The 23,634-nt window shown below is 72.5% G+C and carries 16 protein-coding genes; 7 read left to right on the top strand and 9 right to left on the bottom strand.

All coding sequences use genetic code 11. The features are described 5' to 3' along the window. Positions 1–71: 71 nt before the first annotated feature. Positions 72–2,576 (bottom strand): DNA topoisomerase (ATP-hydrolyzing) subunit A, encoded by a 2,505-nt coding sequence (locus ACFKCF_RS04020; protein WP_394490683.1) that lies wholly within the window; start codon positions 2,574–2,576, stop codon positions 72–74. A 158-nt stretch (positions 2,577–2,734) separates the two neighbouring features. Here ACFKCF_RS04020 and ACFKCF_RS04015 point away from each other — a divergent pair, with 158 nt between their 5' ends. Together ACFKCF_RS04015 and ACFKCF_RS04010 are read left to right on the top strand one after the other, a co-directional pair. Beyond that, entirely contained in the window at positions 2,735–3,556 is an 822-nt protein-coding gene (locus tag ACFKCF_RS04015; RefSeq protein WP_394490681.1) for a TauD/TfdA dioxygenase family protein, read from the top strand. A gap of 59 nt (positions 3,557–3,615) precedes the next feature. Continuing rightward, entirely contained in the window at positions 3,616–5,721 is a 2,106-nt protein-coding gene (locus ACFKCF_RS04010; RefSeq protein ID WP_394490679.1) for a RecQ family ATP-dependent DNA helicase, read from the top strand. Positions 5,722–5,726: 5 nt separating this feature from the next. Here ACFKCF_RS04010 and ACFKCF_RS04005 read toward each other — a convergent pair whose 3' ends face one another. Both ACFKCF_RS04005 and ACFKCF_RS04000 read right to left on the bottom strand, forming a co-directional pair. Further along, positions 5,727–8,555 carry an ABC transporter substrate-binding protein gene (locus ACFKCF_RS04005; RefSeq protein ID WP_394490677.1) on the bottom strand — a complete coding sequence of 943 codons (2,829 nt, stop codon included), beginning with the start codon at positions 8,553–8,555 and terminating at the stop codon, positions 5,727–5,729. A gap of 79 nt (positions 8,556–8,634) precedes the next feature. Continuing rightward, positions 8,635–9,528 carry a carbohydrate kinase family protein gene (locus ACFKCF_RS04000; protein ID WP_394490675.1) on the bottom strand — a complete coding sequence of 298 codons (894 nt, stop codon included), beginning with the start codon at positions 9,526–9,528 and terminating at the stop codon, positions 8,635–8,637. Positions 9,529–9,669: 141 nt separating this feature from the next. On the opposite strand from ACFKCF_RS04000, the gene ACFKCF_RS03995 reads away from it, so the two are divergent. The 4 genes from ACFKCF_RS03995 (at position 9,670) to ACFKCF_RS03980 (ending at position 15,182) form a co-directional block, all read left to right on the top strand. Next, a complete protein-coding gene (locus ACFKCF_RS03995) occupies positions 9,670–12,405 on the top strand; it encodes a GNAT family N-acetyltransferase (protein ID WP_394490673.1) in 2,736 nt (911 codons plus the stop codon). A 135-nt stretch (positions 12,406–12,540) separates the two neighbouring features. Beyond that, positions 12,541–13,128 (top strand): DUF5998 family protein, encoded by a 588-nt coding sequence (locus ACFKCF_RS03990; RefSeq protein WP_350723202.1) that lies wholly within the window; start codon positions 12,541–12,543, stop codon positions 13,126–13,128. A gap of 32 nt (positions 13,129–13,160) precedes the next feature. Next, positions 13,161–14,309, top strand: coding sequence for an alkaline phosphatase family protein (locus ACFKCF_RS03985; protein WP_394490672.1), 1,149 nt, complete (start codon positions 13,161–13,163; stop codon positions 14,307–14,309). Positions 14,310–14,363: 54 nt separating this feature from the next. Continuing rightward, the gene (locus tag ACFKCF_RS03980; RefSeq protein WP_394490670.1) at positions 14,364–15,182 is read left to right on the top strand and encodes a sulfurtransferase; all 819 of its coding nucleotides are present in this window, start codon (positions 14,364–14,366) and stop codon (positions 15,180–15,182) included. A 256-nt stretch (positions 15,183–15,438) separates the two neighbouring features. Here ACFKCF_RS03980 and ACFKCF_RS03975 read toward each other — a convergent pair whose 3' ends face one another. The 4 genes from ACFKCF_RS03975 to ACFKCF_RS03960 all read right to left on the bottom strand — a co-directional run bounded on the left by ACFKCF_RS03975 (position 15,439) and on the right by ACFKCF_RS03960 (position 20,137). Next, positions 15,439–17,964 carry a CHAT domain-containing protein gene (locus tag ACFKCF_RS03975; RefSeq protein WP_394490668.1) on the bottom strand — a complete coding sequence of 842 codons (2,526 nt, stop codon included), beginning with the start codon at positions 17,962–17,964 and terminating at the stop codon, positions 15,439–15,441. 115 nt (positions 17,965–18,079) lie between these two features. Then, complete coding sequence (locus ACFKCF_RS03970; protein WP_394490666.1) at positions 18,080–18,526, bottom strand: hypothetical protein; 447 nt, start codon at positions 18,524–18,526, stop codon at positions 18,080–18,082. Further along, a complete protein-coding gene (locus ACFKCF_RS03965; protein WP_394490664.1) occupies positions 18,523–19,050 on the bottom strand; it encodes an RNA polymerase sigma factor in 528 nt (175 codons plus the stop codon). The genes ACFKCF_RS03970 and ACFKCF_RS03965 overlap by 4 nt, the downstream gene beginning before the upstream one ends. A 73-nt stretch (positions 19,051–19,123) precedes the next feature. Further along, positions 19,124–20,137: a S8 family peptidase gene (locus tag ACFKCF_RS03960; protein WP_394490662.1), complete on the bottom strand. Its 1,014-nt coding sequence runs from the start codon at positions 20,135–20,137 to the stop codon at positions 19,124–19,126. A 175-nt stretch (positions 20,138–20,312) separates the two neighbouring features. Between ACFKCF_RS03960 and ACFKCF_RS03955 the strand changes: the two genes are divergently transcribed. Then, on the top strand, positions 20,313–20,807 hold the full coding sequence (locus ACFKCF_RS03955) for a DUF3145 domain-containing protein (protein ID WP_346111797.1): 495 nt from the start codon (positions 20,313–20,315) through the stop codon (positions 20,805–20,807). A 126-nt stretch (positions 20,808–20,933) separates the two neighbouring features. On the opposite strand, the gene ACFKCF_RS03950 is transcribed toward ACFKCF_RS03955, so the two are convergent. Both ACFKCF_RS03950 and fabF read right to left on the bottom strand, forming a co-directional pair. After that, positions 20,934–22,358, bottom strand: a complete 1,425-nt coding sequence (locus tag ACFKCF_RS03950) for an acyl-CoA carboxylase subunit beta (protein WP_394490660.1) — start codon at positions 22,356–22,358, stop codon at positions 20,934–20,936. After that, positions 22,359–23,591 carry a beta-ketoacyl-ACP synthase II gene (gene fabF, locus ACFKCF_RS03945; protein ID WP_394490658.1) on the bottom strand — a complete coding sequence of 411 codons (1,233 nt, stop codon included), beginning with the start codon at positions 23,589–23,591 and terminating at the stop codon, positions 22,359–22,361. Positions 23,592–23,634: the final 43 nt, after the last annotated feature.

The following is a 23,634-nucleotide window of genomic DNA, read 5'->3' as shown; positions in this document are numbered from 1 at the left end:
AGAGGAGATCGGTGCCGATCCGCGATTCATAACAACGGGCAGGCGCCCGCCGGTGCGGGCGCCTGTCAGCGTCAGAGGGACGTCTGCTCGTCGGCGGCCGGGACCTGCCCGGACGGCACGGCCCCGGGCCCGGAGGCGAGGGCGCCGCCGATCGCGCCGATGGTGTTGGTCAGCCGCACGCCCGAGCCGTCGCGGCGGCCGATCTCCTCCGGCAGCGGCACCGGCTTGCCCACCGCCGAGACCGCCTTGGCCGGAGCCGGGCCGGCCCACGCCAGCAGCAACTCGTCCTCGCCCTTCAGGAACCGCTGCGCCCGGACGCCGCCCGTCGCCCGGCCCTTGGGCGGGAACTCGGCGTAGTCGGACACCTTGCCGCCGCCCACCTGGGTGCCGGGCAATGCCGTCGAGGAGCCCGCGATCGTGACCACGTGCGCGGGACGCTCGGGATCCACCACCCCGAACCAGATCACCCGCGCCCCGCCGTCGAGCCGGATGCCCGCCATGCCACCCGCCGGGCGGCCCTGCGGGCGCACCTGCGAGGCCGGGTAGCGCAGGAGCTGGGCGTCGGAGGAGATGAACACCAGGTCGTGCGACTCCGAAACCAGCTCGACCGCGCCCACCACGGTGTCGCCGTCCTTCAACGTGATCACTTCGAAGTCGTCGCGGTTGGCCGGGTAGTCGGGCACCACCCGCTTGACCACGCCCTGTGCCGTGCCCAGGGCCAGGCCGGGGCCGTCGGGGTCGAGGGAGCCCAGGCCGACGACCTTCTCGTCGGGCTCCAGCGAGACGTATTCGGACACCGGGTGCCCGCCCGACAGGGACGGCGGGTTGGCCGTGGTCGGCAGCGTCGGCAGGTCGACGACCTGGATCCGGATCAGCCGGCCCAGCGACGTCACCACGCCCACCTCACCGCGTACCGACGTCCGCACGACCGACACCAGCACGTCGTGCGCCGACCGGTCGCCCTCGCCCGGCAGGGGCGTGGCGTCGTTGGTGCGGGCCAGCAGGCCGGTCGAGGACAGCAGCGCCAGGCACGGGTCGTCGGCCACCTGCAGGTCCACGACCGGGGTGCGGGTGACGCCGGGTGCCTCCAGCAGGACGGTGCGGCGCGGCATGCCGTACTTCTTGGCCACGTCGGCGAGCTCGCCCGAGACCACCTGGCGCAGCTTGGTGTCGGAGGAGAGGATCTCGGTCAGCTTGGCGATCTCGTCGCTCAGCGTCTCCTTCTCCCGCTCCAGCTCCAGCTTGTCGAACCGGGTGAGCCGGCGCAGCGGCGTGTCGAGGATGTAGGCGGCCTGGATCTCGGTCAGGTCGAACACATCCATCAGGCGCTCGCGCGCCTGCGCCGAGTCGTCGGAGGAGCGGATGACCTGGATGACCTCGTCGATGTTGAGCAGGGCGATGATGAGGCCGTCGACCAGGTGGAGGCGCTCCTCGCGCTTGCGCCGCCTGAACTCCGACCTGCGGCGCACCACCTCGAGCCGGTGGCCGACGTAGACCTGGAGCATCTCGCGCAGGCCGAGCGTGCGCGGCTCGCCGTCGACGAGGGCGACGTTGTTGATGCCGAACGTCTCCTCCATCGGCGTCAGCCGGTAGAGCTCCTCGAGGACGGCCTCGGGGATGAAGCCGTTCTTGATCTCGATGACCAGCCGGAGGCCCTTGTGGCGGTCGGTGAGGTCCTTGAGGTCGGCGATGCCCTGGAGCTTCTTGGACGTCACCAGCTCCTTGATCTTGGTGACGACGCGCTCGGGGCCGACGTTGTAGGGGAGCTCGGTGACGACGATGCCCTTGCGCCGGGGCGTGATCTGCTCGACCGCGCACTTGGCCCGCATGCGGAACGTGCCACGCCCCGTCTCGTACGCGTCGCGCACGCCCTGCAGCCCGATGATCGAGCCGCCCGTCGGCAGGTCGGGACCCGGGACGAACGTCATCAGCTCGTCCAGCGTCGCGTCCGGCTTCTTGATCAGGTGGCGGGCGGCGGCCACGACCTCGTTGAGGTTGTGCGGCGCCATGTTGGTGGCCATGCCGACCGCGATGCCGCTGGTGCCGTTGACCAGCAGGTTGGGGAACGCCGACGGCATGACGACCGGCTCGGTCTCCTGGCCGTCGTAGTTGGGCTTGAAGTCGACGGTGTCCTCGTCGAGGGCGTCGACCATGAGCATCGCCGCCGGGGCCAGCCTGGCCTCGGTGTAACGCATGGCGGCGGGCAGGTCGTCGGGGGAGCCGAAGTTGCCGTGGCCGTCGACGAGCGGCAGGCGCATGGAGAACGGCTGCGCCAGGCGCACGAGGGCGTCGTAGATGGCGCTGTCACCGTGGGGGTGCAGCTTGCCCATGACGTCGCCGACGACGCGCGACGACTTGACGTGGCCGCGATCCGGGCGCAGGCCCATCTCGCTCATCGAGTAGAGGATGCGACGCTGCACGGGCTTGAGACCGTCGCGCGCGTCGGGCAGGGCGCGCTGGTAGATCACCGAGTAGGCGTACTCGAGATAGCTGGTGCGCATCTCGGAGGTGACGTCGATGTCGACGATCCGCTCCTCGAAGTCCTCGGGCGGGGGTGCAGTCGTGCGTCGGGCCATGTCGAACATTGTGCCGAAGGTATTCGGGTGCCCGCGACTCGTTGGCGTCACAAGTCGCGACCGGCCTGTACGGAAGGCTCTCCCGGACGACCCTTGACCAAGCAATTGCTTGGGTCGTACGTTCGGGCCGAGGGTTCCCACCTGTATCCGGAGGCGTCATGATCGAGTTCCATCCCGTGACCATGCACATCGGCGCCGAGGTCACCGGGGTCGATCTGCGCAAACCGCTGTCGCAGGAAGAGGTCGCCACCCTGCGGGCCGGCTGGCTCAGGCACCTCGTGCTGTTCTTCCGCGACCAGCACATCGACGACGAACAGCACCTGCAGTTCGCCCTGAACTTCGGCTCGCTCAACCACCCCGCCTTCAAGAAGGACTCCACCAGCCCCATCCACGTCCTCGACCAGACCTCACCGAAGGGCGAGGGCGGGGACGAGTGGCACAGCGACAACACCTTCGAGCCCACCCCGCCGATGGGCTCCCTGCTCCGCTGCGTCCAGCTGCCCAGCGTGGGCGGGGACACGTGCTGGGCGAACACGTACCTGGCCTACGAGACGCTCTCGCCGTCGCTGCAGCGGCTGTGCGACGAGCTGACCGCCGTGCACGACATCACGATGTCGATGAAGAAGGCGATCGCGAAGGGGCATCCGTTCGACCTGGCCGAGATCCAGGCCCAGTGGCCGCCGGTGGAGCGGCCGGTGGTGCGCGTGCACCCGGAGACCGGCCGCAAGGCCCTCTTCGTCAACCGCGCCTCCACGACCCGCCTGGTGGGGCTGACGGACCGGGAGAACGAGGCGCTGCTGCCGCTCCTGATCGACCACATCCGGTCGCCGGAGTACCAGCTCAGGCTGCGGTGGCGGCCCGGCACGCTGGCGTTCTGGGACAACCGCCCGACCCAGCACTACGCGGTGGCCGACTACACCGAACGCCGCCGCATGCACCGCGTCACCATCAACGCCTTCCCCGAGCACGCCGACAAGTAGCGGCACGGCTTGGGGCCCGCCGGCCCATTCCGTCGGAGAAAGCTGGTAACAAGGGGGGCATGAGTGAAGCCCCCGATGTCGCGATGCTGCGTGAAGAGGCCGAGGAGCGGTTGCGGGCCCTGGCCGGCGAGCACGCCGTGCTGCGCGACGATCAGTGGGCCGCGATCGAGGCGCTGGTCCTGGATCGGCGGCGGGTGCTCGTCGTGCAGCGCACCGGTTGGGGCAAGTCGGCCGTCTACTTCGTGGCCACGGCGCTCCTGCGCGAGCTCGGCGAGGGCCCCACGGTCATCGTCTCGCCGCTGCTAGCCCTCATGCGCAACCAGATCGCCGCCGCCGAGCGGGCCGGCATCCGGGCCGTCACGATCAACTCCGCCAACCCCGAGGCGTGGGAGGAGATCTACGGCGAGGTCGCCGAGGGCATGGTCGACGTGCTGCTGGTCAGCCCCGAGCGGCTCAACAACCCCGACTTCCGCGACAACGTGCTGCCCGAGCTGGCCGAGAGCGCCGGGCTGGTGGTGGTGGACGAGGCCCACTGCATCTCCGACTGGGGCCACGACTTCCGGCCCGACTACCGCAGGCTGGCCACGCTGTTCGAGGAGCTGCCGCCGGGCATCCCCGTCCTGGCCACCACCGCCACCGCCAACGCCCGCGTCACCCGTGACGTGGCCGAGCAGATGCGCCTGCCCGGCGACGACGGCGACGGCACGCTCGTGCTGCGCGGGCCGCTGGAGCGGGAGAGCCTGCATCTGAGCGTCGTGCGCCTGCCCACCGCCGAGCAGCGGCTGGCCTGGCTGGCGCAGACGCTGCGCGAGCTGCCCGGCTCCGGCATCGTCTACACCCTCACCGTCGCCGCCGCTCACGAGATCGCCGGATACCTGCGCGACCAGGGGTTCGAGGTGGCCGCCTACTCCGGGCAGACCGATCCGGCCGAGCGGCTGGCGGCCGAGGAGGCGCTGCTGACCAACAAGCTCAAGGCGCTGGTGGCGACGAGCGCGCTGGGGATGGGGTTCGACAAGCCGGATCTGGGGTTCGTGGTGCACGTGGGGGCGCCGCAGTCGCCCGTCGCCTACTACCAGCAGGTCGGCCGGGCCGGGCGCGGGGTGGAGCGGGCCGAGGTGATCCTGCTCCCGGGCATCGAGGATCGGGACATCTGGTCATATTTCGCCTCGCTGGCGTTCCCGCCCGAGCCCGTCGTACGGACCACGCTCCAGACCCTCGAAGAGCGCGGCGTCATGTCCACCCCGGCGCTGGAGACGGCGGTCGACCTGAGCCGCAGCCGCCTGGAGATGATGCTCAAGGTGCTCGACGTGGACGGCGCGGTCCGGCGGGTCAAGGGCGGCTGGGAGGCCACCGGCGAGCCGTGGGCCTACGACGTCGAGCGCTACACCCGCATCGCCGCCGAGCGCGGGGCCGAGCAGGAGGCCATGCTGGCCTATCTGACGACGTCCGAGTGCCGGGAGCAGTTCCTGCGCAGGCACCTCGACGACGAGACCGCCACGCCGTGCGGCCGCTGCGACAACTGCACCGGGCGCCACCGCTCGCCGGAGATCGGCGCGCAGGCCGTCGAGGGCGCCCGGCAGCGGCTGAGCAGGCCCGGCGTCGAGATCGAGGCCCGCAGGCAATGGCCCACCGGGCTGTCCGACCTGTCCGGGCGGATCAAGCCGGAGCTGGGCGCCGAGCCCGGCCGCGCGCTCGGGCGGCTGACCGACATCGGCTGGGGCAACCGGCTGCGGGAGCTGTTCCACGAGGGCGACGGGCCGGTGCCCGACGAGGTGTTCAAGGCCGTGGTGCAGGTGCTGGCGGCCTGGGAGTGGCGCGAGCGGCCCGTGGCTGTGGTCAGCGTTCCCTCCGCGACCCGCCCCACGCTGGTGCGGAGCTTCGCCGAGCGGCTGGCGTCCGTGGGGCGGCTGTCCTACCTCGGCGAGCTGGGCTATCGGGCGGGAGCGCCCGGCCGGCAGTTCAACAGCGCGAAGCGGGTGCAGGCGGTCCGGGGCACGCTCGCCATGCCCAAGGAGCTGAGCGCCGCGATCGCCGAGTGCGGCGGGCCGGTGCTGCTGGTGGACGACCGCGTCGACACGGGGTGGACGATGACGCTGGCGGCGGCCCTGATCCGGCACGCGGGCGCCCCGGCGGTCCTCCCGCTCGCCCTGGCCGTCACCTCGTGAGGCGCCTACTTGAGGCCCATGGTGAGCAGGTCGTAGTTGCCGTAGACGGGGCTGACGTGGACGTTGGCGGCGTTCTGGCCGCGTAGCAGCACCGGGCTCACCCAGACCAGCGGCACGAGCACGGCTTCGCCGGCGAGCCTCTGCTCCACCTCGGTCCACAGGCCGGCCCGCCTGCCCGCGTCGAGCTCGGCCCTGGCCCGGTCCATGAGGTCGTCGATCGCCTTGACGCGGACGCTCACGTTGAACGAATACGTGTCGGTGATCTGCCTGCTGTCCGCCGTCGACGACAGGAACGAGTCGGGGTCGGGCCAGTCAGGCGCCCAGGACTTGGGGATCAGGCCGATGCCCTGCCGCTTGAGGTTGCCGGGGTTGCCGCCGTAGGTCTTGTGGAACTCCGCGGTGGAGACCTGCCGCAGCTTGACGTCGACGCCGATCTCGCCGAGGCCTTGCCGTACGACCTCGGCGATCTGCTGCTCGGCGGACAGATCCCGATAGACGTAGTTGGCGGTGAACCCCGACGGCTTCCCGCACGCGGCCAGCGACTGCTTGGCGGCCTGCTGATCGCCCTCGGCCTTCAGGTTCGGATCGGGCCAGCGAGTTCCGGCGACCATGGGCGGGACGAGCGACGTGGGCAGCCGGGACTGCGCCGGCCCGCCGTAGGCGAGGGCGAGGTTCTTGAGGTTGAGCGCGCGGACCACCGCCTTGCGGCAGTCGAGCTTGTCGAACGGAGCCACCTGCGGGTTGATCGCCAGCATGCGCACGGACGTGGTCACCGGGACGTCGGCCCGCTTCCTGAGCGCCGGGTCGGCGAGCACCGCGGCCTGGTTGCTCACCGAGGTGGTCGTGAAGCCGAAATCGGCGGTGCCGGCCCGCAGCCGCTGCTCGGCGTCGGTGACCTGGTAGTCGATCTCGTACCGGTCGGGGAGCGCGTTGCGGTTGGGGTCCGTGGCGGCGGCCCACTGGTCGTTGCGGGTGAGGACGACCTTCTTCTTGTCGGCGGACACACTCTCGATCTTGTACGGGCCCGAGGCGAGGACGGTGTCCTGCGTGTCCTTGACCTTCGGCACGGGGACGGTCTCGGGGAGCTGCACGACGTCGTCGAACGTCGCGTACGGCTGCTTGAGGCGGAAGACGATCGTCCGGTCGTCGGGGGTCTGGATGGCCGAGTCGGTGTTCGCGCTCGGTGACTTGCCGGGGCCCTGGTAGCCGGAGGGGAGGTCGAGCATGAGGTCGAAGTAGGGGGATCCCAAGTTGCGGGAGGGATCCAAGCTCCGCAGGATCGCGTACTTGACGTCCTCGGAGGTGACCGGCGTGCCGTCCTGATATTTCACGCCTTGCCGGAGTTTGTACGTCCAGGTTCTGCCGCCGTCGCTCGGCACGCCGAGCGATTCGGCCAGGTCCGGCACGATCCGTGTCCCGGCGGCTCCCGGCGCCGGCTTGAACATCGTCAGCGAACGCCCGTAGAGCCGCACCAGGTTCAGGGAATCCGGCATGTACATGTTCCCCGGATCGACCGACTCCAGCTCGTACGGCGAGACGACGCGCAGCGTCCCGCCCTTCTTGGCCGAAGGGTCCGCCACGGAGGTCACGGCCGTCCCGAAGGCCGCCACCTGCGCGGCCGTGGGCGTGAGGTCCGGCCGGATGCCCTCGGGATGGGTCCGGGCCACGAGCCACACCGCGATCCCGGTCACGAGAGCGGTGGCCGCCGCCCCGATCGAGACCAGGGCCCGGCGCCTGCCGTCCCGTCGCGAAGGCTCGGTCGCGGCCCCCGGCGCGGGCGGCCGTACGGGGCCGCTGACCGGATACGGCCCGGGGCCGGGGCCGCCTGCCCCCGGCTGGAGCTGCCACCCGCCGTTTCCCGCCTGGGGGCCGCCCACCGGCTGCGGCGGCTGCCCCACGGGAGGGTTGCTCGCCGGCTGCGGTGGCTGCCCCACAGCAGGGTTGCTCGCCGGCTGCGGCGGCCGCCCCATGGGAGGGTTGCTCACCGGTTGCGGCGGCCGCTCCACGGGCGGGGCGGGTGGCGGGGCGGTGCCGGCGCGGATGAGGTCCCGCATCAGCTGCTCGGCGGTGGGGCGGCGGCGGGGGTCCTTGGCCAGGCAGGCCCACAGCAGCGGTGCCATCTCCGGCGGCACGCCGTTCAGGTCGGCGTCGAGGTTGAGGATGCGGTGCATGACCACGGGCAGCGGCCCGAAGCCGAAGGCCCCGCGCCCGGTGGCGGCGAAGATCATGGTGCCCGCCCAGGCGAACACGTCGCTCGCCGGAGAGGCCTCTCCGAGGAACTGCTCGGGCGCCATGAACGCGGGCGTGCCCACGATGCTGGTGGTCAGGCTCTGGCTGATGTCGAGCGCCCGGGCGATGCCGAAGTCGATCACACGGGGCCCGTCCGGCCCGAGCAGCACGTTGCTGGGCTTGAAGTCCCGGTGGACGACTCCGGACCCGTGGATGGCCACCAGGGCCGTGGCGGTGGTGATCGCCAGCCGCACGAGCGCCGCGCCCTGGACGGGGCCCTCCTTGGTGACCTGGTGCTGCAGGGAGGGCCCGTCGACGTACTCGCCGACGATGAAGGGCTGGTCGTTGACGGCTCCGACCTCGAGCACGCGTGCCGTGCAGAACTCGGCCACCCGCCGCGCCGCCTCGGCCTCGCGGCGGAAGCGGCGTACCGCCTGCTCGTCGTCGGCGAACCTGGCGTGCAGCAGCTTGATCGCGACCTGCTCGCCGGAGGGGGAGACGCCGAGGTAGACGCTGCCCTGACCGCCTTCGCCGAGAAAGCCGGTGACCTTGTACGAACCCACCGACGTGGGGTCACCCGGCCTTGACGGACGCACGCCGCGCATCCGGCTCCCTTATTTCGCACTTATCCCGATTTTCTCCACCATAGCGGTGCGGGACCGCTCACAAAGGAGACCTGCGGGACTAGAACGGCGGCCGGGCGCCCAGGTGCATGATGGCCTTCGCGGCCAGGCGGCAGCCCGCGGCCAGCGACTCGGTCGGCGGCTTGCCCGCCAGCCAGACGGGCAGGAACCCGGCGCAGAACGCGTCTCCGGCGCCCGTCCCGTCCACGATCTTGTCGACCGGCTCGGCGGCCACGTGGACCGGGTCGGGGCGGCCGTTGGCGTACCACAGCGCGCCTTCGGCGGTCATCTTGATGACGACCTGCGGGAACCACGCGGTCAGCACCTTGGCGGCGGCCTCGGCGTCGTCGCGGCCGGTCAGCACCTTGGCCTGCTCGATGTTGGCGAACAGCAGCTTGGCCCCGCTGGTCCACTCCAGGAACGACTCGGCGCCCGTGCGCTCCAGAGGCGCGGACGAGGCGCAGTCGACCGAGATCGACATGCCGCTGCGCCTGGCCATGTCGAGCGCGGAGAGGCCCGCGTCGCGCGAGCCCTCGTTGATCAGCGTGTAACCGGACAGGTGGAGGTGCGCCCCGCCGGTGAACAGGTCGCGCGGCAGGTCCTCCGGCGACAGCGCGGCGTTGGCGCCGGGGTCGGAGAGCATGGTGCGCTCGCCCTTGTGCGTGACGAGCACCACGCAGGTGCCGGTGGGCCGCTCGGGGTCCATGACGAGCCGGGCGTCGACGCCGTAGCCCATCAGCTCCATGTCACGGTTGCGCCCCGTGATGTCGGCGCCCCTGCGGCCGATGAAGGCCACCTCGGCGCCCTCGACGGCCAGCCACGAGGCGATGTTCGCCCCCGAGCCGCCGCCGTGCATGGTCACGATCGCCGGGGTGTCACTCGCCCTGGCAAGCGCATAACGGGCGCGCGCGACCGCGTCGGTCATGAGATCGCCCACCACGACGACCCGCGTCATGATGTCACCACCTTGCTGCCTTCAGAACGAGCCTGGCCACGGCAAAACTAACAGCTTCCGGGCTGCCCGTGGGGCGGTCCCAGGACACCGGGCTGCAGTCGATGCACAAGCGTTGCCCAACAGGGGCTCCGGTCTTGGCATATGAAATGCGGGTTTACGCTCGACACTGTGGAGGCACGCTATCCGGCCCACTGGGAGGCCGACGTCGTTTTGGCCGACGGAGGCACCGCGCACGTACGGCCGATCAAGCCCGCCGACGCCGACCGCCTCCGCTCTTTCTACTCGCGGCTGTCAGACGAGTCCATCTATTTCCGGTTCTTCGGGCCGCGGCCCCGGCTGTCCGACCGGGAAGTCGAGCGGTTCACCAACGTCGACTACGTCAACCGGGTCGCGCTGATCGCCACCATCGGCGCCGAGATGGTCGCCGTCATCCGCTACGACCGCACCGCCCCCGGCGAGGCCGAGATCGCCTTCCTCGTCGAGGACGCGCATCAGGGCAGGGGAGTGGCCTCCGTGCTCCTGGAGCACCTGGCGGCCACGGCCCGCGAGAACGGCATCGAACGCTTCGTCGCCGACGTCCTGCCCGCCAACATGCGCATGATGGGCCTGCTGCGCCAGGCCGGTTACACGGCCCAGAGCCAGTTCGAGGACGGCGTCGTACGCATGACGCTCGACCTCACCCCCACCGAGACCTCGACGGAGGTCACGCTCTCCCGCGAGCACCGCGCCGAGTCCCGGTCCATCGCCAGGCTGCTCACCCCCGGCTCGGTCGCCGTCATCGGCGCCTCGCGCGAGCCCGGCGGGGTCGGCCAGACCGTCCTGCGCAACCTGCTGGGCGCCGACTTCACCGGCCCCGTCTACCCGGTGCACCGGGAGGTGCGGGCCGTGGCGGGCGTGCGGGCCTATCCGAGCGTGGGGGCCATCGACGGCGACGTCGACCTGGCCGTGGTGGCCGTGCCCGCCTCCGGCGTGATCGACGTGGTCAAGGAGTGCGCGGAGAAGGGTGTGCACGGGCTGGTGGTGGTCTCCTCCGGGTTCGGGGAGACGGGCCAGGAGGGCAAGGCCAGGCAGGACGAGCTGGCCCGCCTCGCGCGTTCGTACGGGCTGCGCGTCGTGGGCCCCAACTGCCTCGGCATCGCCAACACCGACCCCGCCGTCCAGCTCAACGCGACCCTCGCCGCCACCCTGCCGTGCCGGGGCGAGGTGGGGTTCTTCAGCCAGTCGGGCGCGCTCGGCACGGCGCTGCTCCAGCGGGTGGCCCAGCGCGGCATGGGCATCTCGACGTTCGTCTCCGCGGGCAACCGGGCCGACGTCTCCGGCAACGACCTGCTGCAGTACTGGGAGGAAGACGACTCGACCGAGGTGATCCTGCTCTACCTGGAGTCGCTCGGCAATCCGCGCAAGTTCACCCGGCTGGCCAGGCGCATCGCCCGCAGCAAGCCGGTCGTGGTGGTCAAGAGCGGCGGCACCCCCGCCGGGCACTCGGCGGAGGAGCTGCGACTGCCCGACTCGGCGATCAGCTCGCTGTTCGAGCAGGCGGGGCTGATCAGGGTCGACGACCTCATCCAGCTGTTCGACGTGGGTCAGCTGCTGGCCTACCAGCCGCTGCCCGCCGGGCCCCGGGTCGCGCTCGTGACCAACTCCGACGCGCTCGGCCTCCTGGCCGCCGACGCCTGCCTCGCCGCCGGCCTCGAACCCCGCCCGCCGGTCAACCTGGGCGCCGCCGCCGGGGCCTCGGAGTTCGGCGCGGCCCTCGCCGGCGAGCTGGCCTCTCCCGACGTGGACGCGGCCGTCGTGATCTACATGCCGCCCATCCCCGGCGACACGGACGCGGTGGCGGCCGAGCTGCTGCGGGTCTCGAAGGACTCCGGCAAGCCGGTGCTGGCCACGTTCCAGGGGCATCTGGGCATGCACCCGGCCCTCCGCGTCGAGACCGGCCCGCCGGGGTGCGGGACGACGCCCTCGCGCGGCTCCATCCCCTCGTACGCGGCGCCCGAGGAGGCCGTACGGGCGCTGGCCCATGTGGTCCGCTACGCGAAGTGGCGCGCCCACCCGGCGGTGCCGCCGCCGGAGCTCGATGGCATCGACACGGCCCGCGCCAAGACTCTCGTCCAGACGGCCCTCAGCACGGCGTCCCCGCCGCGGACCGGCGCGTCAGAAGAGGGGGAGGGCCCCGCCGCGCCGTCGGGGGCGTTCGCGCAGCCGGGCCCGCCGGTCGAGGTGGACGCCGCCGAGCTCCTGTCCTGCTACGGCCTCACCGTCTGGCCCGCCGAAGTGGTGCGGTCGCCGGACGAGGCGGTGAAGGCGGCCGAGCGGCTCGGCTGGCCGGTGGTGCTCAAGGTGGCCGACCCCGGCGCCTCGCGGCGCGCCGGCACCGTACGTCTCGGCCTGACCGGGCCCGAGATGGTCCGCCACGCCTACGCCGAGTTCGCCGACCAGCTGGGCGAACGCGTGGAGCTGGCGGTCCAGCGCATGGCGCCGCAGCCGGCCGTCCCGACCGTCGTGGGCGTCGTCGAGGACCCCGCGTTCGGCCCCTTCGTCTCGTTCGGGCTCGGCGAGGTGACCGCGCGCCTCCTCCTCGACCAGGGCTTCCGCCTGGCCCCCCTGACCCGCGAGGACGCCGCCGCACTCGTGCGTTCCGTCCGCGCGGCCCCGCTGCTCTTCGGCGAGTACGGCTACCCGCCCGTGGCCGTGGACGCCCTGGAAGACCTCCTGGTACGCGTCGGCCGCCTGGCCCACGACCTGCCGGAGGTGGCCAGGCTGGACCTGGACCAGGTGCTGGTCGGCGAGTCGGGGGTCATCGTCCTCGGCGCCCGCGCCACCCTCCGCACCCCGGCGGGCCCACGCCTCGACGGCGGCCCCCGGAGGCTGTCGTGATCAGCTCTCAGCGAAGGGCGGCCGACGGCGGCGAATGGGGTGAACCAAAGCGCCCTTTGATGCCTGGATAAAAGACGTTATAGAGCGTTATATCCGGCGGGTGAGCACACAGCCTCGCCCTGGCAGGATGGACCCATGAGGGAAACCCGAGTCTCAGCCGCGGGCCTGCGTGAAGCGATCGAGCGCAGCGGCTACTATCCCGACCTCGTCACGGATGCGGTCGAATCCGCGCTGGGCAAGGAGGCAGTGACCGCCTTCGTGGTCCATCACGAGGCCACTTTCGATCCCGCCATGGAGGTGCGCAGGCACGTCACGGTGCTGGTGCTGTCGGCGACGCGGCTGCTGGTCTGCCACACCGACGAGCACCCCGCGGTGGAGGGCGTCTCGACGTCTCATGCCTCCACGACCACGGAGGCCGTACGCCTGACCCGCGTCCAGTCGGTCGCCGTCACGCGCGTGGTGCCCGACCCCGCCTCCTACGTCCCAGGCGTGCCCCCCACGGAGGTGACGCTCACGATCGGGTGGGGCGCCATCTCGCACGTGGACCTGGAGCCGGCCACCTGCGGTGACGAAAACTGCGAGGCCGACCACGGCTACACGGGCGCGATCACGGCCGACGACCTGTCCCTCCGGGTCAGCGAGGCGGCCGACGGCCCGGAAGCGGTCACCCACGTCCTCGCCTTCGCCAAGGCCCTCTCCGAAGCCACCGCCCGCGCTTCCTGAGGAGCGATCCGCCGAGGCTTAGGATGAACGACATGCTGGTGCCGGGGTACGGCGGCGGGTCACTCGCGGACCTGCCCGACGCGTTGCTGGCGGCGCTGGGCGTACGCGCACCCGGCCCGGACACGGCGAGCTCGCCCGGCGCGCCGGGCGGAGAGCCGCTCGTCCTGGAGCCGGCCGATCGCGTGTGCCTGTTCCTGGTCGACGGCCTGGGCGCCGAGCTGCTGAAGGCCCACGCCGAGGCCGCCCCGTTCCTGTCCGGCCTGGCGGGCCGGACGCTCACCGCCGGATTCCCGGCCACGACCGTCACCAGCCTGTGCTCCCTCGGCACCGGGCTGACCCCGGGCGAGCACGGCATGCTCGGCCTGACGCTGGCCGTGCCCGGCACCGGCCACCTGTTCAACTGCCTGCGGTGGACCCTTCCCGACGGCCTGACCATGGATCCCGAGCAGTGGCAGCCCGCCCCGACCGTCTACCAGCGCGCCACCCTGGCCGGGCTCGACGCGGTCTACGTCGCCCCCGCCGAGTTCGAGGGCACCGGCCTGACGAAGGCCGTCTACCGGGGCGTACGCTACGTGGCCGCCGACACCGTGGACGACCGCGTGGCCCGCGTGCACGAGTCGATGCGCCAAGGGGCGGCGCATGTCACCGTCTATTACGGCGATCTGGACGCCGCCGGGCACATGACGGGGTGGGGCAGCGCGGAGTGGCTGCGGCAGCTCGCCATCGTCGACGACATGGCCCAGCGGCTGGCGGCCGGCCTGCCCCCGGGGTCCGCCCTCTACGTGACCGCCGACCACGGCATGGTCAACGCCACCGAGAAGATCGACGCCGAGAGCGTGCCCGAGCTGACGGAGGGCGTGGCGCTGCTCGGCGGGGAGGCCAGGGCCAGGCACGTCTATGCCGAGCCGGGAGCCGGGCGCGACGTGCTGGAGGCGTGGCGCGAGACCCTTCGCGGGAAGGCCTGGGTGGTGTCCAGGCGGGAGGCGGTGGAGTCGGGCTGGTTCGGCCCTCGGGTGCTGGAGGCGTGGCTGGGGCGCATCGGCGACGTCGTGGCCGTGCCCCACGCCGACCTGGCGATCATCGCGCCCACCCACCACAGGATCGAGGCCCTGTTCACCGGCTACCACGGCTCGATGACGGCGGCCGAGCAGCACGTGCCGCTGCTTGAGGCCCGCACGTGAGCCGGCCGGAGATACTGTGACGAGTTCCGGCGACGAATTCTCTGGGGGTACGCCTTGACCAGCCCGCTGATCACACCGGCCGAGCTCGCCGCGCTCGATGACGTGACGGTGCTCGACGTCCGCTGGCGGCTCGGCGGGCCGCCCGGGGTGGAGTTCTACCGTGAGGGTCACATCCCGGGCGCCGTCTACTGCGACCTGGACCAGGATCTCGCGGCCCCGCCCGGTGCGGGCGGGCGGCATCCGCTGCCCGAGGCGGCCGCGTTCCAGAGCGCTATGCGGCGGCTCGGGGTGTCGGACGGGCGCCCCGTGGTGGTCTACGACGACGCCGGCTCCACGGTGGCGGCCAGGGCCTGGTGGGCGCTGCGCTACTTCGGCCACCAGGACGTCCGCGTCCTCGACGGCGGGCTGCCCGCGTGGACCGAGGCCGGGCTGCCCATCACGAAGGACGCACCCGACCTCCCGGCGTCCGGTGACTTCACCGCGCGGCCCGGCGGGATGCCGGCCGTGACGGCCGACGAGGCGGCGGCCCTGGCCACCCAGGGCGTGCTGCTCGACGCCAGAGCCGCCGAACGCTACCGGGGCGAGGTGGAGCCGGTCGATCCGGTGGCCGGTCACGTTCCCGGGGCCGTCAACGCACCCACCACGGAGAACGTCGGGCCCGACGGCCGCTTCCTCCCGCCCGCCGCCCTCCGTGACCGCTTCGCCGGGCTGGGGGTCCGGGAGGGGGTTCAGGCGGGGGCCTACTGCGGTTCTGGGGTGACGGCCGCGCACGAGGTGCTGGCCCTGGAGGTGGCCGGCCTGCCCGCCGCCCTGTACGTGGGCTCCTGGTCCAACTGGGTGGCCGACCCCTCCCGCCCGATCGCCACCGGCTGACCCCGGCCCCCGGCCACCACCGGCCGGTCCCAGAACCCCGACCGTCACCGGCTGGCCTCGGGACCCCGGCCGCCAACGGCCGGCCGCTCACCCAGGTGATCGTCGGGCAAGCGGCTCGGCGGCCCGCTCTCCCAGGACGGCCAGGCGTTTCCGGCCGGGTGGCGGCTCGGCCGGGCGTCGGCTGCGGCATGACAGGCGGGGTGCGCTCGAAGAGACGCCTGCTCTGGCGGCGGGGCGGCCCCCGTACCACTGGCCCCTAATACAGCGGATGGTCACCGGCGCCGAAGCAGACGAAGCCGGTTTCGCCGGTCTTGGCGGCGGCGGAGGCCAGGGCCGCGTCCGGGGGCTGGCCCGCCACCAGCAGTTCGTGGAACATGCTCATGAGCACCCGCGCCCCCTCGTCCCGTACCGGCACCAGCCCGGCCACCACGCACGCGGACCCCTTGGACAGGAACGTTCCGGGCAGGCCCAGCGGCGCCCCCTCCACGGGCGTGCGCGACATCCCGGAGTTGCAGGCCGACAGCACCACCAGCCCCGGCGACCGCGGGACGTCCAGCAGGTCGTAGGCCATCAGCGAGCCGTCCTCCAACGTGATCCCGGACACCAGCGGGCTGCGCGCGTGGAAGACCCCGTGCGCGGCCAGGTGCAGGACGTCGGCCGCCACCAGGGCCTCCAGCACCGGCCCGGTGCGCCCCGGCGCCTCGCGCCCGTCCGGGTGGCAGGCGAGCACGTTCCCCACCTCGGCGTGCGCGTGCGCCAGGGCGGGCCCGGCGGCCGCCACCACCACCGGCGGACCGCTCCGGCGGGCACGGGCGAGCTCCCGGGCCCGCACCCAACCGGCCGCGCTGGCGACCACGTTGACCGGGCGTTCGCGCAGGCACGGCAGCGCGCCCCACGGCAGCGTGTGCAGGGCGTCCACCGGCACCACCACCAGCGGTCCGTCTCCCAGCTCGGCGAGGAGCGGGCGCAGCAGCAGCCCCTCGACCTCCAGGGCCGCCACCTCGACGCTCTCCAAGTCGCAGCGAGGATGCGGCGTCCCGGAGCACTGGCGGCGCAGCGCGTGACGGAGCCGGACGATCGCCTCCTTCACCTGCCGCACGTCGCCCACCCGCCGCAGCGCCACCCGTTCCCCGGTGACGAGTACGGCCAGCAGCGAGTCCTCGTCGGCCACGAACTCCACCAGCGCCCCGAACCCCAGCTCGGCCCGCACCCGTTCGGGGTCCACCAGCGAGCACGCGTGCGCGGGCGCGGCCACCGCCCGCCACCGCTCCGCGAACTCGAACACCTCCCCCGCGGACCCGCCCCGCACCGCCAGCCCCAGCCCGAATCCCGCCAGCCGCTCCCCGGCCCGGGCCGCGTGGGCGCGCAGCGAGGGATCGTCGAACGTCTCCACCCGCTCGCCCACCTCCGACAGCCCGACGCGGACCGCCCGGAAGGCCCCCGTGGCGTCCTCCTGCAGCGACGCCTCCAGGGCGAGCGCGTGCTGCCGCACCGGCACCGGGATCTCCGCCTCCCGCGCGGGCTCGGAGTCCAGCGGGGTGAGCCGGGTGCCGATCTGGGGGAACGGCTCCTCACGTTCGGCGTGTTCGGTGAGGAGGGCCAGCTGCGCCGAGGCCGTCGGATGGTCGTCCACGGCCAGCGCCGCCTCGGCCGCCACCAGCCGCAGCGTGGCCGCGCCCGCCAGGTGCGCCAGGCAGTCCTCCAGCTCGTCCGCGCACTCGACCAGATCGGCGACCAGGTCGGGCGTGACCGGTTCGAGCGTCAGCCGGGCCCGCAGGACGACCTCCCTGGCCAGCGGCAGCCACGACATCCGGTCCTGCTCGGCCAGCTCGCCGGCCGCCTGCTCGGCCACCTCCAGCGCCCGGCGCGGATCACCGGTCAGCAGCTCCACCTGGGCCAGCTTCAGCCGCGCCTCGGCCAGCGCCACGTGCGCCCCCGACGCCTCGAGATCGGGTACGGCCAGGCTCAGCATGGCCCTGGCCTCGCCCGGCAGGTGGGCGGCCAGCAGGGCACCGGCGAAGTCGGCTCGCATCGTGGCCAGCCGCTCGGGGAAGCCGAACAGGGTGTCCTCGGCCTCCCGGTAGAGCTTGAACGCCCCCGCGATGTCGCCCCGCCGTACCGCGAGGAAGGGCAGGTTCGCGGCGGACAGGCGGGCCAGGTGCCGCAGCCCCGAGTGCCGGGAGATCTCCAGGCAGGCGGTGAGGTCGCGCATGGCGGCATCCCAGTCGCCGCGGTAGGAGTGGACGAGGCCGCGGTTGAGCAGGCCGCCCGCCAGGAACCTGCGGTCGTCGATGGTGCCGGGAGCGGTCACGAGGGCCCGCAGCGCGCGGTCGCAGGCGGCGATGGCCTCCTGGTGGCGGCCCAGGCGGGCCAGGGCGACCGCGCGCTGGGTGTCGAGCTTGGCGCGGTCCAGCGGCGAGAGGTGGGCCCAGGCCAGGGCGGCCACGCGCAGGGCCTGGAGCGGGTGGCCGCGTTCGGTGCGTACGGTGACGAGGGAGAGCCGGGCCTGGGCGATGCGCTCCGGCGGGGCGCCCGGGGTGGCGATGGCCTCGCGGAGGTGGTGCTCGGCGCTCCGCAGATCGCCGAGCTCGCGGGAGGCCAGCGCGATGGCCCTGTGCGCGACGGCCTCGCCCTCGGGGTTGCCGGCGCGACGGGCGGACGAGAGCACGGTACGGCCAGCGTGAAGGGCGTGGTCGGGATCGACCAGGGAGCGCATGACAGCGGCCTCGGCCGCCACGACGAGCGGATCTCGGTCGTCGGGTCGCTCTGGTGTTGCGCTCATATGGATGCCTTGGATGGAAACTCGGTGCCTGGAACGGAAACGGCCGAGAGAGGCGACGCGGCTCTCTCGGCTGGTCGACAGGGCTGACCGACAGGGCCGGCCAGCAGGGGGCGCGTCAGGGCCGGATGCGCACCCATCGCGTCTGAACGGGCTTGTGCCCGGGGCGATGGCAGACCACGCTCAGCCAGCCGGGCGGCAGGCCGGTGGCGGCGAAGTCGCCGGAGCCGGCGATCCGCCGGGTGAGCGTCAGATGGGGAGTGCGCACGTCGATGAGCGCGCCCTCTCCCGGGTACGGGAAGACGTGTCCCGCCACGTCGATGAGCCCGTCGCCGATCGTCACCTCCAGGTCGAAGGTGAGGCCCGCGACGACGAAGCGCACCAGATGGGAGTTTTCGTCATCGCGGACGCCGCCGGTCGCGCCGAGGTCGGCGGGGGCGGCCGTCACCGCCCCGGGGACCCGGAGCCGGTAGGCGTCGCGCGCGGCGGCGGACACGTTGCCGGGGATCGGGTCGTTCCCGGAGGCCAGCCGGAGGGCCGCCAGGAAGTATTCGTCGTTGATCATTGCGCTGTCTCCTGTATTGAGATCAGAGTGCGCAGTTTTTCCAGGCACCGGGCCTTGGTCGGGCCGATGCTGCCCACGGGCAGTCCGAGCCGTGACGCCATCTGCTGGTTGCCGAAGTCGACGGCGACCAGCTGGAGGAGTGAGCGGCAGGGCTCGTGCAGGTCGGAGACCGTCTTCCAGAGCAGGCGGCGGCCGTCGGCCTCCAGGACGGCGGACTCCGGGTCAGGGTCTTCGACGACCTCGAAGGAGGAGACCCCGGGACGATCCTTGCGCAGCAGCAGGAGGGCTTCACGGCGCACGGTCGTCACCAGCCAGGCCCCCACTCCGGCCGGATCCCTGATGTTCGGCAGGTGCTGCAGCAGGCGCAACCAGGAGCCCTGGACCGCGTCCGCCGCGTCGGAGGGGCTCAGGCCGCATGCGCGGGCCACCGCCCACATGCGCGGCCCGAACCTGGACTCCAGCTCGTCCCAGGCCGTCCGGTCTCCCTCGGCCGCCGCTGCGAGCAGCTCCGCTGAATCGCGCATCGCGGCCTCCTTCCGTCCGGCACGGGCAAGCGATCATGCCTCCCCGTGATTGGCTGAGGACTGAGCGTAAACTCTACAGACTCGCCGGGACCAGAACTCCCAGATCGGGAATTTGCCGGGCCTGCTCGGACTCGAAGAGCCGCCTGGCGACCTCCTTGGCAGGCTCGCTCTTGGCCCCGTCCGCGACGGCCCCCGCCACCAGGGCGGTGGCGAACGACGTGCCGCTCCACGCCGCGTATCCCGCGAAGTCGCCGCCGTCCAGGAAACTGCTGGTCAGCCAGTCGCCGCGGGCGCAGGCGTCCACCCAGATGCCGTAGCCGGAGTAGGGGGCGCGCCGCTGCTCCGCGGCGTCCAGGGCGGCCACGCCCACCACAAAGGGCAGCGCCGCCGGCCAGAACGGCCGGTCGGACCCCGTGTTGCCGGCGCAGGCCACGGTCACCGTGTCGGGCAGCGCGGCGAGGGCGTCGCTCAGCAGCGGCGGCGGGCGGTCGTCGTAGGTGTGGCCGCCGAAGGAGAGGTTGAGCACCTGCGGAGGGCGCTCGCGCATGCGGTGGAGGGCGCGTACGACGGTCGCCTCGTCGCCGATGCCGTCGCCGTCGAGCACCCGGTGCACGCTCAGTTGCGCGCCCGGGGCCCGCCGGGTCAGCAGGCCGGCGATGAACGTGCCGTGGCCCGCCTGCGAGCCCTCCGTCGCGTCGGCGCTCTCGGGGGCGCTCTCGCCGTACCAGTCGCTGCCGGACCACCACGGGTGCTTGGCGATGCCGGTGTCGAGCAGCCCCACGACCACGCCCGAGCGGGCCCGGCCGGGCTTGTGGGCGATGGGCGGGGTGGGGAAGGGTCTGGACGCGGGACCACCGAAGAACAGGGGCTGGCCGCGGAACACGTGGTTCGGCGATGCGCGCAGGCCCCGCTCGCGGAGTTCGGCGGTGATCTCGCAGGGGTCGGCGCCGGGCGACAGGTGGATCACGCAGACGCCGTCCGCCTCCGAGACCGCCTGGGTCCAGCGTGAGACGGCCGACAGCGCCGAGCGGTCGGCCAGCACCTGACCAGGCCGGATGAGCGACGCGCCGACAGATTGCATTTCCATGAGGCGGTATGTTTCCCCGCTGGTCCAACTGTCACATGCCACTCCCGCATCAAGTTGGTATGGCCCCCCTCTGGTGCCGGATAGCGACCGACGGTAGTCTCTCCCTAGTCACTTGTGATCATCCCGGGGCGAGGCCGTTGGGGAAGGCGCACCTCGTACCGAAACGGGAGGTCCGGTGTCTGCTCGTGGCGTCCTTTACGTCCACTCGGCTCAGCCCGCGCTGTGCCCTCATATCGAATGGGCAGTCGCGGGTGTCCTTGGCGTGCCCGTTGATCTGACGTGGACTCCGCAACCCGCCGCGCCCAACGTCGTGCGGGCCCAGGCGGAGTGGGAGGGCCGCGCCGGCATCGCCGCGGCCATCGCCTCCTCGCTCATGGGCTGGCAGCGCCTCAGGTTCGAGATCACCGAGGACGCGTCGCCGGGAGTGGACGGGTCCCGCCACGCCTACACGCCGACGCTCGGCGCCTTCACCGCGGTCATCGGCGTGGCGGGCGACATCATGATCCCCGAAGACCGGCTCCGGGCGGCGATGATGATGGCCGCGCAGGGACGGTGCGTGCTGGAGGACGAGCTGGACAAGATGCTCGGGCGGCCGTGGGACGAGGAGCTCGAGCCGTTCCGGTACGCGGGCGACGGTGCGCCCGTCCGCTGGCTGCACGCCGCCGTCTGACCCTGCCCACGCCACGGGCGAGCGCTGCGCCCGAGAGGCCCCGCACCCACGTCGGTGCGGGGCCTCTCGGGAAGCATGAAAGAGGCCCCGCACCGATGCTCGGTGCGGGGCCGATCGTCAGAAGGACTACAGCGGGATGTTGCCGTGGGCGCCGCGGGCGGGCGTGGCCTGGGCGAGGAGCTTGGCGATGGCGCCGCGCGTCTCCTCAGGCTTGATCACCTCGTCGATGACCCCCAGCTCCTTCGCCCGGTCGAGCCCACCGGCCAGCTTCTCGTGCTCGGCGGCCAGCCGCTGCTCCAGCTCGGCCCGCTCCTCCTCCGGCGCGGCGGCCAGCTCGCGCCGCTTGAGGATGCGCACGGCCGCCACCGGCCCCATGACCGCCACCTGGGTGGTCGGCCAGCCGAACACCTTGGTGGCCCCGAGCGCGCGGGAGTTCATCGCGATGTACGCGCCCCCGTACGCCTTCCGCGTCACCAGTGTGACCCTCGGCACCGAGGCCTCGGCGAAGGCGTGCAGCAGCTTGGCCCCCCGCCGTACGACCCCGTCGTGCTCCTGCCCGACGCCGGGCAGGTAGCCGGGGACGTCCACGAGGACAACCAACGGCACTCCGAAAGCGTCACACATACGTACGAACCGGGCGGCTTTCTCGGCGGACGTGGCGTCGAGGCAGCCGCCGAGCCGCATCGGGTTGTTGGCGATCACACCGACCGTCCGGCCACCGAGGCGGCCGAGCGATGTGACGATGTTCGGCGCCCACTTGGGGTGCAGCTCGATGCCAGGCTCGTCGAGCAGGCCGTTGACCAGCGGCTTGACGTCGTAGGCGCGCCTGGCCGAGTCGGGCAGCAGCGTGGAGAAGTCCACTTCCTCGATTTCTCCCGTGCGCACCCGGCCCTGGTGGCCGAGGAGCGTGGCGAGCTGGCGCGCCTTGACGTACGCGTCGGTCTCGGTCTTGGTGACGACGTGCACGACGCCGCTGCGCTTGCTGTGCGGCTCCGGGCCGCCCAGCGCCGCGGCGTCGACGTTTTCGCCGGTGACGCTGCGGACCACGTCGGGGCCCGTGACGAAGATGCGGCCGGACTCGGCCAGGATGACGAGGTCGGTCAGCGCGGGACCGTACGCGGCGCCGCCGGCGGCGGGGCCGACGACCACGGAGATCTGCGGCACCACGCCGGACGCCTTGGTCATGGCGGCGAAGACCCGCCCGACGGCGTGCAGCGACTCGACGCCTTCGGCGAGTCGCGCACCGCCGGAGTGCCAGATCCCGATGATCGGCACCCGTTCACGGACGGCCACGTCGTAGGCGTGCACGATGTGCTCGCAGCCCTCGCTGCCCATCGCGCCGCCCTGGAAGCGGGCGTCACTGCAGAAGGCGACGACGGGAACACCCTCGACGCGGCCCATGGCGGCCAGCACGCCGCTCTTGTCCTCGGAGGTGATCGGCCGCAGCGAGCCCTCGTCGAGCAGCGCGGTCAGGCGGACGACTGGATCGCGGGGATCGGCAGGCTCCTGATCGGTGCCGTCGGCCGCCACCCCGTTGTCCAGCACGGTCATTTATGCCCCCTTAAACACGACGGCCACGTTGTGGCCCCCGAATCCGAACGAGTTGTTGACCGCGGCGACGTCTCCTTCGGGCAGCTGACGGTTCTTCCCGTAGACCAGGTCGACCTCGATGCCGTCGTCGAGGTTGTCGAGGTTGATGGTCGCGGGGACGATCCGCTCCTGCAGCGCCTTGATGGTGAAGACGGACTCGATGCCGCCGGCCCCGCCGAGCAGGTGACCGGTCATCGACTTGGTCGAGGTCACGAGCGGGTGGGTGCCGATGGCCTTGGCCACGGCCTGCACCTCGCCGACGTCGCCGGCAGGGGTGGAGGTGGCATGTGCGTTGACGTGCTTGATGTCGAGCCCGGTCAGGCCGGCGTCGTTGAGCGCCTGGGTCATCGCCATGATGATGCCCCGGCCCTCGGGCTCAGGCTGTGTGATGTGGTGGGCGTCGGCGGAGTAGCCGACCCCGGCGCAGTAGGCGTAGATGCGCGCGCCGCGCGCCTTGGCGTGCTCCTCGGACTCCAGCACCACGATGCCGGCGCCCTCGCCGAGCACGAACCCGTCGCGGTCGCGGTCCCACGGCCGGGAGGCGCCCTGCGGGTCGTCGTTGCGGGTGGACATGGCCCGCGCGGCGGCGAAGGCCGCCATGTTGAGCCCGTGGATGGCGGCCTCGGTGCCGCCGGCCACGACCACGTCGGCGCGGCCCACCCTGATCATGTCCATCGCGTGGCCGATCGCCTCCGCGCCGGACGCGCACGCCGACACGGTGGCGTGCACCCCGGCCTGGGCACCCAGGTCGAGACCGATCCAGGCGGCCGGGCCGTTGGGCATGAGCATCGGCACGGTGAACGGCGAGAGCCGGTTCCAGCCGCGCTCGCGGTAGGTGTCGTAGGCGCTCAGCGTGGTGTTGATGCCGCCGATGCCACTGGAGACCACGACGCCCAGCCGCTCCGGCGCGACCTCGGGGGCGCCGGCGTCCTGCCAGGCCTCCCGGGCGGCGACCATCGCGAACTGCTCGCTGCGGTCGAGACGGCGGGCCTCCGGCCGCGGCAGCACCTCGGTGGGGTCCACCGCGGCCGTCCCCGCGAACTTCACGGGGACGGTGTCGATCCAGTCCGTGGTGAGGGTCTCGACACCGGACTGACCGGCGAGGAGCGCCGTCCAGGTCGAGGTGACGTCTCCACCGACGGGCGTCGTCGCGCCAAGCCCGGTGACGACGACACGTACCCGGTTCGCACTCACGTTTCGCGCTCCTTGCTAGTCAGAATGTGGTATCGGATCCGTG

The organism is Nonomuraea sp. JJY05 (genome assembly GCF_043496855.1).
Lineage (GTDB): Bacteria > Actinomycetota > Actinomycetes > Streptosporangiales > Streptosporangiaceae > Nonomuraea.
The sequence above is the reverse complement of the archived record's forward strand: the minus strand, read 5'-3'. Positions and strand labels throughout refer to the sequence as shown.